The 16,358-nt window shown below is 58.8% G+C and carries 18 protein-coding genes; all 18 read left to right on the forward strand.

Features of this window, described 5'->3' with window-relative positions:
* Position 1 precedes the first annotated feature (1 nt).
* The 18 genes from motC (at position 2) to FHT29_RS10975 (ending at position 16,334) form a co-directional block, all read left to right on the forward strand.
* Positions 2 to 1,306 carry a chemotaxis protein MotC gene (gene motC, locus FHT29_RS10890; protein ID WP_168599665.1) on the forward strand — a complete coding sequence of 435 codons (1,305 nt, stop codon included), beginning with the start codon at positions 2 to 4 and terminating at the stop codon, positions 1,304 to 1,306.
* Positions 1,307 to 1,308: 2 nt separating this feature from the next.
* Positions 1,309 to 2,925 (forward strand): flagellar hook-length control protein FliK, encoded by a 1,617-nt coding sequence (locus FHT29_RS10895; RefSeq protein ID WP_047555969.1) that lies wholly within the window; start codon positions 1,309 to 1,311, stop codon positions 2,923 to 2,925.
* Positions 2,873 to 3,460, forward strand: a complete 588-nt coding sequence (locus FHT29_RS10900) for a transglycosylase SLT domain-containing protein (RefSeq protein ID WP_037203279.1) — start codon at positions 2,873 to 2,875, stop codon at positions 3,458 to 3,460. The genes FHT29_RS10895 and FHT29_RS10900 overlap by 53 nt, the downstream gene beginning before the upstream one ends.
* A gap of 280 nt (positions 3,461 to 3,740) precedes the next feature.
* The gene (locus FHT29_RS10905; RefSeq protein WP_037203280.1) at positions 3,741 to 4,412 is read left to right on the forward strand and encodes a winged helix-turn-helix domain-containing protein; all 672 of its coding nucleotides are present in this window, start codon (positions 3,741 to 3,743) and stop codon (positions 4,410 to 4,412) included.
* Positions 4,413 to 4,684: 272 nt separating this feature from the next.
* Entirely contained in the window at positions 4,685 to 5,950 is a 1,266-nt protein-coding gene (locus FHT29_RS10910) for a flagellar hook protein FlgE (RefSeq protein ID WP_037203282.1), read from the forward strand.
* Between the two features lie 37 nt (positions 5,951 to 5,987).
* Positions 5,988 to 7,463, forward strand: a complete 1,476-nt coding sequence (gene flgK, locus FHT29_RS10915) for a flagellar hook-associated protein FlgK (protein ID WP_047555967.1) — start codon at positions 5,988 to 5,990, stop codon at positions 7,461 to 7,463.
* Positions 7,464 to 7,466: 3 nt separating this feature from the next.
* On the forward strand, positions 7,467 to 8,510 hold the full coding sequence (locus FHT29_RS10920) for a flagellar hook-associated family protein (protein ID WP_047555963.1): 1,044 nt from the start codon (positions 7,467 to 7,469) through the stop codon (positions 8,508 to 8,510).
* 37 nt (positions 8,511 to 8,547) lie between these two features.
* A complete protein-coding gene (gene flaF / locus FHT29_RS10925; RefSeq protein WP_037203287.1) occupies positions 8,548 to 8,895 on the forward strand; it encodes a flagellar biosynthesis regulator FlaF in 348 nt (115 codons plus the stop codon).
* Entirely contained in the window at positions 8,892 to 9,344 is a 453-nt protein-coding gene (flbT, locus tag FHT29_RS10930; protein ID WP_037203289.1) for a flagellar biosynthesis repressor FlbT, read from the forward strand. The genes flaF and flbT overlap by 4 nt, the downstream gene beginning before the upstream one ends.
* Positions 9,332 to 9,808: a flagellar hook assembly protein FlgD gene (gene flgD, locus FHT29_RS10935; protein WP_037203290.1), complete on the forward strand. Its 477-nt coding sequence runs from the start codon at positions 9,332 to 9,334 to the stop codon at positions 9,806 to 9,808. The genes flbT and flgD overlap by 13 nt, the downstream gene beginning before the upstream one ends.
* Before the next feature lie 45 nt (positions 9,809 to 9,853).
* Entirely contained in the window at positions 9,854 to 10,120 is a 267-nt protein-coding gene (gene fliQ / locus FHT29_RS10940) for a flagellar biosynthesis protein FliQ (protein WP_037203292.1), read from the forward strand.
* A 149-nt stretch (positions 10,121 to 10,269) separates the two neighbouring features.
* A complete protein-coding gene (gene flhA / locus FHT29_RS10945; protein ID WP_037203293.1) occupies positions 10,270 to 12,357 on the forward strand; it encodes a flagellar biosynthesis protein FlhA in 2,088 nt (695 codons plus the stop codon).
* The gene (gene fliR, locus FHT29_RS10950; RefSeq protein WP_037203295.1) at positions 12,354 to 13,106 is read left to right on the forward strand and encodes a flagellar biosynthetic protein FliR; all 753 of its coding nucleotides are present in this window, start codon (positions 12,354 to 12,356) and stop codon (positions 13,104 to 13,106) included. Before flhA ends, fliR begins: the two co-directional genes overlap by 4 nt.
* A 72-nt stretch (positions 13,107 to 13,178) precedes the next feature.
* Complete coding sequence (locus FHT29_RS10955) at positions 13,179 to 13,598, forward strand: hypothetical protein (protein ID WP_047555960.1); 420 nt, start codon at positions 13,179 to 13,181, stop codon at positions 13,596 to 13,598.
* A gap of 132 nt (positions 13,599 to 13,730) precedes the next feature.
* On the forward strand, positions 13,731 to 14,327 hold the full coding sequence (locus FHT29_RS10960) for a rod-binding protein (protein ID WP_037203298.1): 597 nt from the start codon (positions 13,731 to 13,733) through the stop codon (positions 14,325 to 14,327).
* A 13-nt stretch (positions 14,328 to 14,340) separates the two neighbouring features.
* On the forward strand, positions 14,341 to 14,709 hold the full coding sequence (locus tag FHT29_RS10965) for a hypothetical protein (RefSeq protein ID WP_037203300.1): 369 nt from the start codon (positions 14,341 to 14,343) through the stop codon (positions 14,707 to 14,709).
* Complete coding sequence (locus FHT29_RS10970) at positions 14,706 to 15,233, forward strand: hypothetical protein (protein ID WP_037203301.1); 528 nt, start codon at positions 14,706 to 14,708, stop codon at positions 15,231 to 15,233. The genes FHT29_RS10965 and FHT29_RS10970 overlap by 4 nt, the downstream gene beginning before the upstream one ends.
* Before the next feature lie 261 nt (positions 15,234 to 15,494).
* Entirely contained in the window at positions 15,495 to 16,334 is an 840-nt protein-coding gene (locus FHT29_RS10975; RefSeq protein ID WP_037203344.1) for a WecB/TagA/CpsF family glycosyltransferase, read from the forward strand.
* The last annotated feature ends 24 nt before the right edge of the window (positions 16,335 to 16,358 follow it).

Below are 16,358 nucleotides of genomic sequence, written 5' to 3' on the forward strand. Positions count from 1 at the left end.
CATGGCGCGCAAACAGCATCGTCATAGCCTTGTGCTCGCGCTGACCTTAGGCATGCTCGTGCCGGGTGGTGTTCGCGCCGAGGGGCAGGACGTCCTGCCACTCTACAAGATGCTGCGGTCGCTCGAATTCATCCAGGATTCCGTCGTCGCAGGCGACAGCTCCGCCGGTGAAATGCAGCGTTTCATGCTGGCCACCATCGATGAGCGCCTGCGCAATGTGGACAAGGCGGTCTTCGACGACGACCGTAACGTCGATGCGGCCCTGATCTACACCATGAGCGGTGGCAATCCGGCAACGCTCGAATATCTGATGTCGCGTGACGTCAACGGCAATTTCGACAACCGGGTTGCCGACGTTCTCAGGAAGTATCTGAACGGCAAGGGTCTTCTGGTCGTCAACACGCTCGCCGACATTGCCAGGGAATATCGTGACAAGCCGATCGGCCCCTACCTCGCACTGGTTGCCGGCAATGTGATGTCCGGAAAGAACCCGACGGCAGCCTTGAAGCTTTATGACTGGGCGCGTTTGACCGCGCCGGGGACGATCGTAGAGGAATCGGCACTTCGACGTTCGCTTGCCCTGTGCACCGATGCCGGGCTGGTGCCATCAGGGCTCGAATACGCGCGGCGCTACACGAGGCGCTTTCTGCATTCGCCCTATGCAAGCCAGTTCGCCGATCTTTTCGTGCAGCTGGTCGTCGATCACGACTCCGCTGTCAAACAGCAGGATATCGTCGATATCCTCTCCTTCATGGATCCTCCCAGGCAACGGGAAATCTATCTGCGTATGGCACGCCGTGCGGCGATCGCCGGCAAGTCCGATCTCGCGACGCTCGCGGCCGGTCGCGCCCAGGCGATATCAAACGACGGCAGCGATGCCTTCGGCGCATTGGCGGGCTTCTACGGCGGGGTTGCGGGCGTATCCACGCCAGCTTTGCAATCGGCGGTCAACAATCTCGACCAGATGCCTGCGGGTGAACTGAACGCGGAGGATCGTGCGTTGCGCGATGCCGCCAAGGCGGTGGCGCAGGAGATTCTACGCGCACCCGACCCCGTAAGCCTCGGGCAAGGCACTGTTCCTAACCTGCCCAACCAACAGAGTACTGAACACGATGCTGCTGTGACGAATCAACCGGGAGGCCAATTGCCCGGCACGGCGGGTGTTGAGGAGGGAGCCGCGGCAAGCGCTGCTCTTACCCCGGAGGGAGGGCGGCAGGAGGCCGACCCTTCGTTCAACGCATTCGTCACGACGAGCCGTTCGAAGCTTGATGCGATCGACGGCATGTTGAAGCAGGAAAGTCACTGATCATGAACGACATCGGTATATCCGGCGCCTCTTCAGGGGTGGATGTTCTTGCTTCCTCCAAGGGCGCGCGCCCGGGAAAACAGGATGACGGCAAGGGATTTCTGGATGCGCTGACCGGCTCACTCGGCAACGGACGTAACACGTCCGGGACGAGTGCCGGCCCGGACGCGAAAGTCGCTGCCGATATGAACGGGAATGCGGACACCGGGAAGGCGGCATCGGGCGATCAGGCGCCTGACGCTCCGGCTCCCAGCACTTCGGTTATCGATGAAAGCATCAATGCCGGGGCTGGAATGATCGATACTTCCGCCGCCGATCTCGCCAATCTTCCCAGCCTTCCCAAGGGCGCCAAGCTCGGGCAGGGTGCCGGGACGGCGACCCTCTCTAAATCTCTGATAGAGCTTCAAAAAGCCATTTCGGCCGGTTCCGATACCGACCCGGCCGCGGCAACGACCGATCCGACCGCAGCGACGACTGATCCAGCTATGCCTTCTCCCGAGGCGCGTGACGTGCCGGCGCAGCCCAAGGTCCTGGATCAGTTTGCGGATATCGCGCAGCAGCTGGTCGAGGTGGCCGCAGCCGCTGACCAGCCGGCGCCAGCCGAAGGTGACGGCAAGGCACCGGTCGTAAAGGGCGGCAAAGGCACCTCGACGACGGATGACGGTAAGTATTCACTAACGCAATCCGCCCATGCGGCTGGCACGATCTCTGACGCCTTGTCGCTCCTCAACGCTCCGCAGACCGTTGCCGCGGTGCAAGGCGTAACGGTCCCAGATAGTCAGGCTGCAGGCGGCGATACGAAGGTTCAGGGAGCTGTACTCGGCAATGCGGCGCTGACGCAAGACTCGTCGGACAATACGGCGGCGTTGCCAAGCGACGGCAATGGAGCGGATGCGGCGCAGACCTTTCGGCTGACGCGCGCAGACGGGCGAGGCGGCGCGCTCGACATGTCGATCACCAAGAATGGTCACGACGCGGCAGATGTCAATGTGGCGGCCTCCGCGAACGGCGATGGGCAGGCGGTCACAGTGCTCGAAAGTCGCCGCTATCTGGGCCTGACCGCCAGCCCCAACTCGGCGCTCGTTGCCGGTTCGCTTGCCGGCGATCGCGAATGGTCGGCTGCGATGCAGCCGGGCTCGGCGCTCTCCAACGCAGCAAGCTTGACGAGCACCGGCAAGGTCGTCAACACCCTCAAGATCCAGCTGCGTCCCGACAATCTCGGCGATGTCACGGCCACCATGCGGCTCTCCGGCGACCAGTTGAGCGTCGACCTGAAGGTGCAGACGGGCGAGGCCTACAGACAGCTCCATGCCGATCAGAGCCGCATGGTCGATGCGCTGCGGGCTCAGGGCTATCAGGTCGACAGCATCACGGTGACCATGGCTTCGAATGCGGATCAGCAGTCCGACAGCGGCAGCTGGCAATCCGGATCGGGGCAGTCGCAACAGCAATCCCTCTTGAACCAGGGGCAAGGCGGCGATGCACGTCCGAAGGGCCAGAACTATTCGGGACAGCAGGCAAATGGCAATGACGGCAATCGCAGCTCGGGTGAGCGCGGCGTGGAAGATGGCGCTGCTGGCAACGCTCAGCGTTCTCGCTCTGGCGCAGTTTACCTGTGAGGCGTTCGCATCCGGAAACGCGACGCCACCCGATAACGGTGCCGCCGGCCTCTGCGAACGTGAAATTCAGTCGGCCGCCGCGAAATACGGAATACCGGAAGGAATTCTTTACTCGGTCGGGTTGACGGAAACGGGACGCAAGGGTTCGCTCTATCCTTACGCCCTCAATATTGAAGGCCGGCCGGTCTTCCCGCCGTCCGAAAATGCCGCTCTGCAAGCTTTCGCCGCAGCGCGACAGAACGGCGCAAAGCTTATCGATATCGGCTGCATGCAGATAAACCAGTATTTCCACGGCGAGAATTTTCCCTCTGTTGCCGCTATGTTCGATCCTCGCAGTAACGTCGAGTATGCCGCAAAGTTTCTCCGCAATCTCCATGACCAGCATGAGACATGGACGATGGCGGTAGCTAGATACCATGCCGGTCCGAACAATAACCCCGCCCAGAAGGTCTATGTCTGCCGCGTGATCGCCAATCTGGTTGCCACCGGCTATGGAAAATGGACGCCCAACGCGGCGACCTTCTGCCAGGACTAGACAACCTATAGGTTGCATACCCCTTCCGGTTAGCCGTCACTAACTCTTTCGATGGAGTTGACAGCCGCGAGATGGCCTGAATTACATATATTAATAATGTAATAACTAACTACTTTTTTATCGGTGTAAATTGCCGAGCACCTACTATATCTAGTGCAAATCGCCCCTCGAAAGTTAATCAATTATTAATTCCCGTCACTCATTTCCGACAGTTGTTCGTGATTCGCCCGATTCGTACCCATAGTTCATCGAAACACCACACTGATTCGGAGGCGGACGAATGATCGTAGTGGTTGATGAGCGAGAGCTTGTTAAAGACGGATATACTTCACTTTTTGGACGGGAAGGCATCCCATCCACGGGATTTGATCCTCGCGAATTTGGCGAATGGGTCACGACGGCGGCAGAGGGCGATATTGCGGCAGTCGAAGCATTTCTGATCGGGCAGGGACAGCACGTATACGAGCTTCCCAGGGCGATCCGTGATCGGACGATGGCGCCCGTCATCGCGGTCAGCGATCATCCCTCGCTCGAATCGACTCTTGCGCTTTTTGATTGTGGCGTCGACGATGTGGTCCGCAAGCCGGTGCATCCGCGGGAGATCCTAGCACGGGCCGCGGCAATCCGTCGTAGGCTCAAGGCAATCACCAACTATACCGATATCGGCGCGATTCGCATCTTTGCCGATGGGCGCGACCCGGAAATCAACGGTGATGTTTTTGCATTGCCGCGGCGTGAGCGGCGCATCCTGGAATACTTGATCGCCAATCGCGGCCGCCGGGTAACCAAGACGCAAATCTTCAATGCGATCTACGGCATCTTCGATGAGGAAGTCGAAGAAAATGTGGTGGAGAGCCATATCTCGAAGCTGCGCAAGAAGCTGCGCAAGAAGCTTGGTTTCGATCCGGTCGATTCCAAGCGCTTCCTGGGTTACTGCATCGATTGGAGCTGAAGCTCCCGATCCTGCCTCCAGTCAGTTGAATTCAAGCAGAAGCCCGAGAATCCAGCGATTCTCGGGCTTTTGCTTGAGCAGTCGTCAGGCTGTGTTTTCTTTCTAAGGTGCGTCGTCTCTTACCATTTGGCGTCTCGCTGATGCGCGGGCGGATGCAAGGCGACGCTCTTCGAAAAGTCGCCTCGCGATGAATGACTTTTCCTCCTCTCAGACAGCTTCACGCAAGGCCCGCCACCTACTCTCAGTCGCAAGAAGGAAAACGAGGATTCCAGATGAGCATTTTCGGTAGCATGAAAACCGCGGTTTCAGGGATGAACGCACAGGCGAATCGTTTGGGGACCGTTTCGGACAACATCGCCAACTCCAGCACGACAGGTTACAAAGAGGCGTCGACGAGCTTCTCCTCGCTCGTGCTGCCTTCTTCCGGCGGCAGCTACAATTCCGGCGGCGTGGAGACTTCGGTTCACTATGCGATTTCGCAACAGGGCAACGTGTCGGCCACCACTTCGAGCTCCGACCTTGCAATCCAGGGTAACGGCTTTTTCGTCGTTCAGAGCGCGGCGGGACAAACGTTTCTGACCCGCGCCGGCGACTTCTCGCCCGATGCCAGCGGCAACCTGGTCAATTCCGCCGGCTTTACGCTGATGGGCTATTCCGCCGCCGCTGGCTCCCCCTCGGTTGTTGTCAACGGCTTTGGTGGCATGGTGCCGATCAATGTCACCCAGAGTGGCGTAACAGCGGTCGCAACGACGACCGGCACCATGTCGGGCAATCTCAATTCCAATGCCAAGATCGCCACCAGCAGCGCGACCGGATATCTGCCGTCCGAAAACCAGGCGCCGGTCACCACCGACACGAGCAAGGCGTCGATCACAGGCTACGACAGTCAGGGCAACGCCGTCACCTTCGACGTCTATTACACCAAGACTGCGGACAACACCTGGGATGTCTCGATCTACAACAAGGCTGACGCCGCTTCGGGCGACACGCCGTTCCCCTATTCTTCAGGCCCCGTCGGCAGCACGACCCTGACGTTCGACAGCAATGGCGCGCTGACATCGGGCGGGACGTTCGACGTCACCTTCGGATCCAACTCGCAGACGATTGCCATGGATATGACCGGCTTCTCCCAGGTGGCCACCGATTTCAGCGCCACCGGCAAGATGAACGGTCAGGCTCCCAACCCGGTGACGAGCGTCACCGTCGGTAAGGATGGCACTGTCAACGCCGTCTACAAGGACAGCTCGACCAAGGCACTCTACCGCATTCCGCTCGCCACCGTGTCAAGCCCGGACAATCTGACCGTGGAAACCGGAAACGTCTATTCGGCGAATGGTGTGTCCGGCGTAACGGTCAGCGGTTGGCCTCAGAGCGGCGGGTTCGGTTACATCCAGTCCAACGCACTGGAGGAATCCAATGTCGACCTCGCAACGGAGCTGACGAATATGATCGTATCGCAGAAGAGCTACACCGCGAACTCGAAGGTCTTCCAGGCCGGTTCCGATCTTCTCGACGTTCTCGTCAACCTCCAACGTTAAACTCCAACGTTAAAACGGATAGGGTATCGAGTCAGTCATGTCGCTCACAACAGCACTCAATAACGCACAGGCGATATTCAACAATACCGGCGCGCAGAGCAGCGTCGTATCGAACAATATCTCCAATGCTAGCAACGCGGATTATTCGCGTCGCCAGGCGATGCTGACGACCGACATGTCTGGCGCGCAGGTGGTGAAGATCGCTCGCGCCGATGAGCCGGCGCTGCAGAAGGCCTATCTCGGCAACGCGTCGGCCGACGCTGCGCAACAACTGCTTCTGAAGGCCTATAACAGCCTTCAGTCAGCGACGATTGGCGGCAACGACAACGAGACCGCACCTGCGACCTACCTGTCTGCCTTTCAGACAGCGATGCAGACTTATGCGGGGTCGCCGTCCAGCACCACGGCGGCTCAATCCGCCATCAATGCAGCTCAAAGCCTTGCTACGGGGCTCAACGACGCCACGACCGTGGTGCAGAGCACCCGGGCCGATGCCGACAAGCAGATCGCGTCCGATGTCGATACGCTGAACGGTCTGTTGAATCAGTTTCAGACGGCAAACGACGCGGTCAAGTCCGCGACGGCAACCGCCGGGCCTACATCGAGCGCGGTCGCCGATGCGCTCGATCAACGCGATTCCGTCTTGAAGCAGATCTCGCAGATTGTCGGTGTGACGACGGTGACGCGCGCCAACAACGACGTGGCGCTCTACACCACAAACGGTGCGACCCTCTTCGAGACCATTCCGCGCTCGGTGACCTTTACGCCGACGAATTCCTACACGGCAGGCACTCCCGGCAACAATGTCTACATCGACGGTGTTGCATTGCCTGCGGGTCAGGGCGCCGCCACCACGGCGCAGGGTAGCCTCCAGGCGTCGTTGCAGGTTCGAGACGACGTCGCTCCGACCTACCAGAAACAACTCGATGAAATCGCGCGCGGTCTGGTAACGGTCTTCTCGGAGAAGAACCAGACGGATCCTACCGCAGCGGCGCAGACCGGTTTGTTTACCTGGAGCGACGGCACTGTTCCAACCAGCGCATCCGTCGTCACGGGTATGGCCGGCTCGATCACCGTCAACCCGGCATTGATCGCGTCGCAGGGCGGCAATCCGAACCTCCTGCGCGACGGCGGTATCAACGGGACGGACTATGTCGTCAACGCCAGCGGCGATAGCGGTTATTCCACCCAGCTGGATGCCTACATCACCGCCATGAACACGAAGATGGATTTCGACTCCACTGCGGGCTCCGACACCAGCGCCAGCCTCATGGATTACTCGTCCAGCTCTATCGGCTGGCTCGAGGGGCAGCGCAGCGCGGCGACGACGGCGGGTGAAAACACGTCTGCGGCACTGTCGCGCTCCTCAAGCGCCTATTCAAACGCGACCGGTGTCAATCTCGACGAAGAGCTGACGCTGATGATGGATATCGAACAGTCCTACAAGGCTGGAACCAAGATATTGAATGCAGTCAACGAGATGCTTCAATCGGTACTGGATATTGCGAGCTAAGCCATGAAACTTTCTTTCATTTCGAGCACAGCCATTCAGAACTCCATGCGTCAGACGATCCGTCAAGCGCAGAACGAGATGACGGATGCATCGACTGAGGCCACGACAGGTACCTATGCGGATATTGGCGTTTCGTTGGGCAGCGGCACGACGCAGAACGTTAATCTGACGAGGGAAGTGACGCGCATCGATTCGATCCTCAGCAGCAACTCGATCGCAAACCAGCGAATGACGTCGTCGCAGACTGCCTTGAGCGACATGAGTTCCCAGGCCCAGAAGTTCATGGATCAGTTGGTAGCGCTGCGCGGCAATACCGACGGTAGTAGCGTGTCGCTGACGCAGCAGACGGCCACGGCGACCATGTCCAGCTTCATTGCGGACGCCAATACCATGGTCAACGGCGAATATCTTTTTGCAGGCACCAACACCGACGTGCAGCCCGTGACAGACAACTCCGCGGCGGCGACCACGGCGATCCAGACAGCGTTGACGCAGTATGCCACGGACAATGGCACAACCGTTGACCAGCTCAGCGGCGCCCAGATGAAGGACTTCATCACGACCATTGTCGAGCCGATGGTCACGTCCGACAGTAGTTGGTCCAGCTGGTCGAGTGCGTCGGATCAGAACATGACCAACCGGATTAGTAACTCTGAAGTCATCGATTCGTCGACAAATGCGAATTCGTCGGGTATGCGCTATCTGGCACTCGCAACGACCGTTGCCAATTCGCTGATGAGTACGACGCCCAGTCTTGGTCAGGATGCATTGAATGCAGTCACCGACCAGGCGACCAGCTATGCGCGCCAGGCGATCGACGGACTTAACACCCAGGCGAGCCAGCTCGGCCTCTCTCAGTCGCGCCTGACGGATGCAAACACCGCTCTGAATGCCCAGAAGACCATTCTCAATACCAATATTGGCGACCTGACGGGAGTGGATCCCTACGAGGCTTCCACCAAGGTCAATAGCCTCGAGACGCAGCTTCAGACCGCTTACACCATCGTCTCGAAGATCCAACAGTTAAGCCTTGTAAATTACCTTTGATGATCAAAGGGAAGTAATGACCAGGAAGGATGCATGAATGTATCAGTTCTCATATGCGGAAGTCATGCAGGATGCAGTGGCCGACGCCAAAGAGCGAGAACGACAAGTTCTGGACCGGTCGATTGCCCTTCTCTCTGCGGCCCGTGATGCGGGGAAATACGGCCGTGAAGCGATTGAAGCCCTGTTCTATACGCGGCGCGTATGGGTCAGCTTTGTCGAGGACCTGAAAAGTCCGGAGAACCAGCTCAATGTCGAACTGCGCGCCAACTTAATTTCGATCGCCATCTGGATATTGAAGGAATGCGATCGGATCCGGCGGCGCCAGTCGGAAAACTATCAAGGCATCATCGATGTCACCACCATCATCAGGGATGGACTTAAATGAAAAGTACGCTTCGCATATCGCTTAAAGCCGGGGAAAAGATCTTTATCAATGGGGCTGTTCTGCGTGTCGATCGCAAGGTCGCCCTGGAATTCCTGAATGATGTGACCTTCCTCCTTGAAAACCACGTGCTTCAGCCAGAGGACGCCAACACCCCGCTGCGCCAGCTCTATTTCATCGCGCAGATGATCCTCATCAATCCCGAAGGCAAGGAACAGTCGACGACGATGTTCCGCAAGTCGATCGTCATGCTGCTGTCCTGCTTCCATAATGAGGAAGTGCTGGCCGAGTTGAAGCGTATCGACGGCCTCGTGGCCACCGGCCGCGCCTTCGATGCATTGAAGGCGATCCGCGGGCTCTATCCGGTCGAGGACAATATTCTGAATAATCAGGAGATGCCCGCGGCCACGATCGAACACATTCGCCGGGAGATTGCCCCATGGCAGCGGTAGATGCCGTCAACAGCAGCACGAGCGGTTCCTCCAAAACCGCTGCCGCAGCCTCGGCGAGCGCCACCCTGAATTATAACGACTTCCTGCAGCTCCTCATCGCACAGATGAAGAACCAGGATCCGACCTCTCCGATGGATGCCACCCAGCAGATATCACAGCTTGCCAGCTTCTCTCAGGTCGAGCAGCAGATCCAGACGAACTCACACCTCGAAACGGTGTTGCAGAACCAATGGATCTCGCAGGCGTCCGACTATATCGGCAAGCAAATCCAGAGCGCCGACGGCAAGGTCACGGGCACGATCAAGGAAGTAACCGTCTATTCGGACGGTGTCATCGCCCAGACCACGGCGGGCGACAAGGTCCTGATCCAGGCCGGTGTGACGATTGCCCCGGCTGGCACGGCCATTGATACGACGACATCATCGAGCGATACTGGCACCGGCGATTCGTCGAGTACGAACTAGAGCAGCAGCTCATGAGGAGCTGGCTGAACCTGAGGTGAAGATGTCATGAATGAAGCCGATGCATTGGATATCTTCCAGGCGGCGATCCGAACGGTGCTCGTGGCTTCCGGCCCGGCGGTTCTCGCGGCCATGATTGTCGGTCTGGTGATCGCCTTGATTCAGGCGCTGACCCAGGTGCAGGAGGCGACATTGACCTTCGTGCCGAAGATCGTCGCCGTCATGGTGACCATCGGCATCACGGCCCCTTTCGTCGGCTCGCAGATCTCGATCTTCACCAATCTTGTCTTTTCCCGAATCCAATCGGGCTTCTAGATCGGGGCCGGAGGCCGAAATGGCTTTCGGCTCATATGTTTCGCTGGCTGTAAGCCATTCTCGCACAAGCTTCGCCTCTTAAAGATCGGTTCGAATAGGGCAGGCGGATCAGCCGTTTGCCCCCTCTCATGAAGAGACGGAACCGGTCGATGGCACAACCACCCGCATTAGCACTCCCCAAAGCCAATCCAAGCGTTCGTGATATCGGGTTCGCCCTCGGTATCATGGTCATTCTTTGCGTGCTGTTCCTGCCGATCCCGCCGTTCCTGATCGATCTCGGGCTCGCCTTTTCGATCGCGCTTTCGGTGCTGATCCTGATGGTGGCATTGTGGATCAAGAAGCCGCTGGAGTTTTCGTCCTTCCCGACGATCCTTCTGATCGCCACGATGACGCGTCTGGCGCTGAACATCGCGACGACGCGTGTCATCCTCTCGCATGGCTATGAGGGGCATGACGCCGCGGGCGGCGTCATTGCGGGCTTCGCCAGCCTGGTGATGTCGGGCGATTTCGTCATCGGTCTGATCGTCTTCATGATCCTGATCACCATCAACTTCATCGTCATCACAAAGGGCGCGACGCGTATCGCCGAAGTCGGCGCCCGCTTCACCCTGGATGCCATCCCCGGCAAGCAGATGGCGATCGACGCCGATCTTTCGGCGGGCCTGATCGATGAGAAGGAGGCGCAGCGACGCCGTCGGGAACTGGAAGAGGAAAGCTCCTTTTTCGGCGCCATGGACGGTGCCTCCAAGTTCGTGCGCGGTGACGCGGTTGCCGGCCTTTTGATCACCTGCATCAATATCTTTGGCGGCATCATCATCGGCTATTTCCGTCACAGCATGCCGATCGGCCAGGCTGCGGACGTCTTCGTCAAGCTTTCGGTCGGCGATGGTCTGGTGTCGCAGATGCCGGCGCTGATCGTGTCTCTGGCCGCCGGCCTCCTCGTCTCGCGCGGCGGCACCTCCGGCTCCACCGATCAGGCCGTCATCAACCAGTTGAGCGGCTATCCGCGCGCGCTCGCCGTCTCGGCGGTCCTGATGGGTATTCTGGCCATCATGCCCGGCATGCCATTCGTGCCCTTCGTGTTCCTTGGCGGCCTGATGGCGGCCGGCGCCTGGTTCATTCCGCGCCAGGTCGAAGCCGAGAACAAGCTTCGCCGCGACGCCGAGGAACAGAAGGTGATGCAGACGAAGGAGATGGAGAAGGATTCGGTCAAGTCGGTTCTGAAGACCGCCGAGATCGAGTTGGCGCTTGGCAAGATCGTCTCCACCCGCCTGCTCGGCGCCCATCAGGAACTGGCCTTCCGTGTCGGCAAGATGCGCAAGAAGTTCGCGACGCAATACGGCTTCGTCGTCCCGGAGATCAAGGTGATCGACGACATGGCCATCGCCGACAAGTCGTATCAGATCCGCATCCACGGCACGACGATCGCCTCCAACGTGCTGCGCGTCGGCGAAGTGCTTGTCGTCACCGGCGCGGGCCGCAAACCCACCGTTCCGGGCGATGACATCCGCGAACCCGCCTTCGGCATGCCGGCCGTGTCCGTTCTCGAAGCCTTCACGGAGGATCTGAAGCGCGAAGGCTTCCAGCCGATCGACAATGTTTCCGTCGTGCTGACCCATATGAGCGAGGTCATTCGCAACAACCTGCCCGCACTTCTGTCCTACAAGGACGTGAAGATATTGATCGAACGTCTCGATCCCGAGTACAAGAAGCTCGCCGACGAGATCTGCTCGTCGCATATGTCCTATTCGGGCTTGCAGGCGGTGCTGAAGCTGCTGCTTGCCGAGCGCGTCTCGATCCGCAACCTGCATCTCATCCTTGAAGCCGTGGCCGAACTTGCGCCGCACGTGCGCAAGACGGAGCAGATCGTCGAGCATGTCCGCGTGCGCATGGCGCAGCAGCTCTGCGGCGATCTGGCCGACAACGGCGTATTGCGAGTGCTGCGCCTCGGCAGCAAATGGGACCTGGTCTTCCACCAGGCGCTTAAGCGCGATCAGAAGGGCGAGGTCGTCGAGTTTGACATCGATCCGCGCAGCCTCGAGGAGTTCAGCGAGCAGGCAGGCAAAGTTATCCGTGAATATATGGACCGAGGCATGCCCTTCGTTCTTGTCACGTCGCCGGAAACGCGCTCCTATGTGCGCATGATCATCGAACGCTTGTTCGCGACACTTCCGGTTCTGTCGCATGTGGAATTGGCCAAGGGGATCGAGATCAAGATTCTAGGTTCCATTTCATGATATCTGACCCCCAGGGTACCATTCTGGCGCTGTTCGTCGCCTTCTGCCGCATCGGCGGCTGCATGATGGTGCTTCCGGGGTTTTCGTCGGGCCGGGTGCCGACGCAGATTCGGCTGCTTATCTCGGTGGCCTTGTCGATGGCGATCCTGCCGCTGCTCTGGAATACGATCTATCCCGAAGTGTCGAAGAGCGGCGCGAGCTATATAGCGTTGATCTTCACCGAAGCGATCATCGGTCTGATGTACGGCATGATGGCCCGGATCTATACGCTGGGCCTGCAGTTCGCCGGTACGGTCATATCAATGATGATCGGCTTCAACGCTCCGGCCGGCGCTGATATGATCGAGGATTCAAGCGAGACCTCGATGACCAGCCTCATCAGCTTTTGCGGGCTGATGATTCTCTTCATCCTGGATTTTCATCACTACGTTCTGCAGGCGTTGGTCGATTCCTATTCCCTCATTCCCTTCGGCGGGCATATCGAGCCTCGGACCGCGCTGATCTCCATTACGGACGCGCTGGAAGCGACTTTCTTCATCATGCTGCGGCTGGCGAGCCCTTTTCTGCTTTACGGCCTGATGTTCCAGATCTCGATCGGCTTCATCAACAAGCTGGCGCCGCAGATACCGATCTATTTCATTTCCACGCCCTATCTTCTGATGGGCGGTTTGTTCATGCTCTATCTCAGTATGGCGACGATGATCAGCCAGTTCTCCAATGCGTTCCTCACCGTCTTCAACGGGCATTAGCGGATGAGCGGAAAGGCTGCGCATCGCACCTTGGACGGGCTCGGGAACGCACAGACGGTGGGCAGGTAGGCCATGGCGGAAAGAAGTCGTTCTGAAAAACTGAAGCGCCTCGTCGCGGTGCAGCGGCATCTGGAACGGATAGCCGAAAACGAGCTTGCCGATACGACGCGTCAGCGCGACGATGTCACCGCATCGATGGAAAGGGTGATGGATGCGATCAGCTCCGCCGACCCCATTCATATGGCGTTCTCCATACAGTATGCCGACCGCTATGGCCGCCTGACGATCAGGGATCAGCAGCTTGAAGGCATTCAGGAGCTGATTCAGATGAAGGTCCAGCAGGAACGCACCAAGGCTGACCGGCTGGAAGAGCATATGAACGACGCTCGGGAGCTCGAAACGCGTGAAGCTGACGATAATGCGGTCTACGACATCGTCGATCAGCACTTCGCCGCTGCAACGCCAGCCTCCAGCAAGGTTCAAAAACCATAATCACCGCGATCATGGAGCAGGATGTGCATCGTTGGGTTGCCCGCCTGCTCTGACCGTTTGATTCGACATGCCCTCCACGCGATCGATGCATCGTGTGTTTCCGGGGCATGCGATAGCAGAAGGAGACGTGACGTGGCTATTTCGCCTCCGAGTGATTTGGTTCTGGATGTCGTCAAGGCCGCCAATCCGACCGATGTCGAGGCCGCCCAGGCCAAGCTCGCCGCCAACAAGGCCGCTTTCGCCGCCACCAGCCTCGCCGAAAACGGCAATGGCTTCGGCGCGACATTCGATGCCCTTAATAGCGCTGCAACCCAGGCCGGCCTCAGCAACGCCAATACCCACACTGGCCCGACGAAGGTACCGCAGGTCTATCGCAAGTTCGAAGCCATGATGCTGCAGAATTTCGTGAAGAACATGCTGCCGAGCAGCGAGACGCTCTACGGCAAGGGTTCGGCTGGCGAGATCTGGAAAGGCATGATGGCCGAGCAGCTCGGCAACACGATCGCCAAGAATGGCGGCGTCGGCATCGCCGAAAAGATGTATCAGGAACAGGTCACCAAGATGCGCAATACCGGCGCCATCAATTCCGCGACCAATGAGAACGACAAGAAGATGGCCTTGAGCGCCGTCACGGATTTTCAGCGCAAGACGCTGGCCGCCGCTGACGACAGTAGCGATAGCGATACCAGCATCACCAATCAGAACACGCTGACGTCCCAGAAAGCATAAGCGAGGTAATACCATGGAAGTGATGTCGCAAGACTATCGGATCAAATCGGTCCTTGGCCGCCTGGAGATGATTATCGATAACGAGAACAATCGGATCGGCACCGACCCGGAGTTCGATCTGAAGGTGTCGAACGCTCACAAGAGCCGCTGCCTCTACGAATTGTCGATGCTGTTTCGGGATACCGATCCGGCGGAACTCGCCGTCGCTCATATCGAGCAACTTCATGGCCTGAAGAAGAAACTGGTTGTGAACGCGCGTCGCGTCGAGGCTCATCTCGAGGCCGTGCGCGCGGTCGCCGACATTCTGCGGAACGCGGTGCAGAACGCCGATGCGGACGGCACCTATTCGCAAGAGCAATTCCGCGTCCGTGAGGCTGGATGATCAAGCTCGTTCTCACCGGCCTGTGGGTCTGCGCCGTAACATTGGCCTCGGTCTATTTTTCGGTGCAGACGGCGACGGCGCCCGCGACCAGTCCTGACGATGCCAAGAAGGCACAGCAGGAACTGGTCAAGGGCGAATCGATCAATGTTCCCGTCATCGCCAACGGCCAGGTGACCGGCTATTTCCTGACCCGTATCTCCTTCATGATGGAGAAGGGCAAGGTAAACGCACTGCAGATACCCTTGCCGGAACTGACGACCGACGAGCTCTTTTCGCTGCTGATCGGCAACAAGGCGATCGATATCGCCCACGTCGAGAGCTTCGATGTCGCTGCCTTTCGCAGCGATCTGAAGAAGCGGATGAACGAACGGCTCGGCGGCGACTATGTTGCCGACGTGCTGATCGAACAGCTCGACTACCTCTCCAAGGAGGAAACTCATGGCGGCGAAAGCATCGGCAGGAAAACGGTCAAGCCGGTGAAGATCGTGAAGGATGCCACGACCGACAGCGCGACTGCTCACTAGATATCGGCTTGCCAAGGCGATAGCGCCGCCCCATCCGAGCGGCGGCAAACAACGATTTGCCGCCCGACGACAAAGTTAACAAACCCCTGACAATTTCAAGCAATTTAAAGGATTTATTCTAACGGAAGGTTGGAATTGCCTTGCTATAAGCACCTCCTGTGCATGCCTCTCTAGTTGCCGCGCCGACGAACGGCCGGGGAGGCGTGCCTTGTATCGCCGGCGCCGGATATGGTTGAGCGCTGCCGGCAGGAGGTTGTTGGATTGAATCCGGTCGCTGATTTTGCCGTACTCGCGTCACGCCGCATGATCTTCGATCTGCCGGTCTGCGATCTTGATTGGGAAGACGCGCTGACCTTCATCGATGAGCTCGCATCCCTGCCGGTCGGACATACCGCGATTTCCTTCGTCAATGCCCACAACATGCTGGTGATGCTGCGCGACGAGAGCTATCGCGAGGTTCTGGAGCGCAATCTCGTTTTGCCTGATGGCGTGGGTCTCGATATCGCCTCCCGGGTTGCCCACGGAGAGCCCTTTCCCGCCAATTTGAACGGCACCGATTTCGTACCGGCGCTGCTGACCTTCATGGAGCGGCCGAAGCGCATCGGTCTCGTGGGTGGCCGTCGCGCGATCGTCGAGAAGGCCGCGGAGAGAATGCGGCGACACGCGCCTTGGCATGAATTCATCGTCATCTCGGACGGCTTCTTCGATCCGGCGAGAAGCGACGCGGTAACCAGGGAAATCAGCCGACAGAAGATCGATGTGCTGATCGTCGGCATGGGAACGCCGCTGCAGGAAAAATGGGTTGCCGAAAATGTCGGTCCGCAGCATGCGCGGTTGGTGCTGACCGTTGGCGCGCTGTTCGATTTCTTTTCCGGAACGGTGCCGCGCGCTCCGGGGCTGGTACGCGCATTGCGCAGCGAATGGATGTTCCGCCTGCTGTTGGAACCGAACAGGCTGTGGCGGCGCTATGTCCTCGGCGTGCCGCTGTTCTTCTACCAGGTGATTCGGCACCAGTTCGGCCGCAAGGAGCGTATCCTTCGCGCAGAACCACAGGAAGCGCCGCAGCCGCTGCTCGTATCGCGAGATAAACTCGCGAGTTGATCACGCGCTGACGTGGCGTTAACC

Origin of the sequence: Rhizobium sp. SG741 (assembly GCF_012275435.1) — a bacterium.
GTDB classification, from domain to species: domain Bacteria; phylum Pseudomonadota; class Alphaproteobacteria; order Rhizobiales; family Rhizobiaceae; genus Rhizobium; species Rhizobium lusitanum.

What these genes read in the sequence shown, in the direction of transcription:
- FHT29_RS10955 (WP_047555960.1), top strand. Translation starts at nt 13,179, where the DNA reads ATGGCGGAAAGAAGTCGTTCTGAAAAACTGAAGCGCCTCGTCGCGGTG.
- FHT29_RS10965 (WP_037203300.1), top strand. Translation starts at nt 14,341, where the DNA reads ATGGAAGTGATGTCGCAAGACTATCGGATCAAATCGGTCCTTGGCCGC.
- FHT29_RS10910 (WP_037203282.1), top strand. Translation starts at nt 4,685, where the DNA reads ATGAGCATTTTCGGTAGCATGAAAACCGCGGTTTCAGGGATGAACGCA.
- motC (WP_168599665.1), top strand. Translation starts at nt 2, where the DNA reads ATGGCGCGCAAACAGCATCGTCATAGCCTTGTGCTCGCGCTGACCTTA.
- flhA (WP_037203293.1), top strand. Translation starts at nt 10,270, where the DNA reads ATGGCACAACCACCCGCATTAGCACTCCCCAAAGCCAATCCAAGCGTT.
- FHT29_RS10895 (WP_047555969.1), top strand. Translation starts at nt 1,309, where the DNA reads ATGAACGACATCGGTATATCCGGCGCCTCTTCAGGGGTGGATGTTCTT.
- FHT29_RS10920 (WP_047555963.1), top strand. Translation starts at nt 7,467, where the DNA reads ATGAAACTTTCTTTCATTTCGAGCACAGCCATTCAGAACTCCATGCGT.
- flgK (WP_047555967.1), top strand. Translation starts at nt 5,988, where the DNA reads ATGTCGCTCACAACAGCACTCAATAACGCACAGGCGATATTCAACAAT.
- fliR (WP_037203295.1), top strand. Translation starts at nt 12,354, where the DNA reads ATGATATCTGACCCCCAGGGTACCATTCTGGCGCTGTTCGTCGCCTTC.
- FHT29_RS10900 (WP_037203279.1), top strand. Translation starts at nt 2,873, where the DNA reads ATGGCGCTGCTGGCAACGCTCAGCGTTCTCGCTCTGGCGCAGTTTACC.
- FHT29_RS10970 (WP_037203301.1), top strand. Translation starts at nt 14,706, where the DNA reads ATGATCAAGCTCGTTCTCACCGGCCTGTGGGTCTGCGCCGTAACATTG.
- flbT (WP_037203289.1), top strand. Translation starts at nt 8,892, where the DNA reads ATGAAAAGTACGCTTCGCATATCGCTTAAAGCCGGGGAAAAGATCTTT.
- flaF (WP_037203287.1), top strand. Translation starts at nt 8,548, where the DNA reads ATGTATCAGTTCTCATATGCGGAAGTCATGCAGGATGCAGTGGCCGAC.
- FHT29_RS10905 (WP_037203280.1), top strand. Translation starts at nt 3,741, where the DNA reads ATGATCGTAGTGGTTGATGAGCGAGAGCTTGTTAAAGACGGATATACT.
- flgD (WP_037203290.1), top strand. Translation starts at nt 9,332, where the DNA reads ATGGCAGCGGTAGATGCCGTCAACAGCAGCACGAGCGGTTCCTCCAAA.
- fliQ (WP_037203292.1), top strand. Translation starts at nt 9,854, where the DNA reads ATGAATGAAGCCGATGCATTGGATATCTTCCAGGCGGCGATCCGAACG.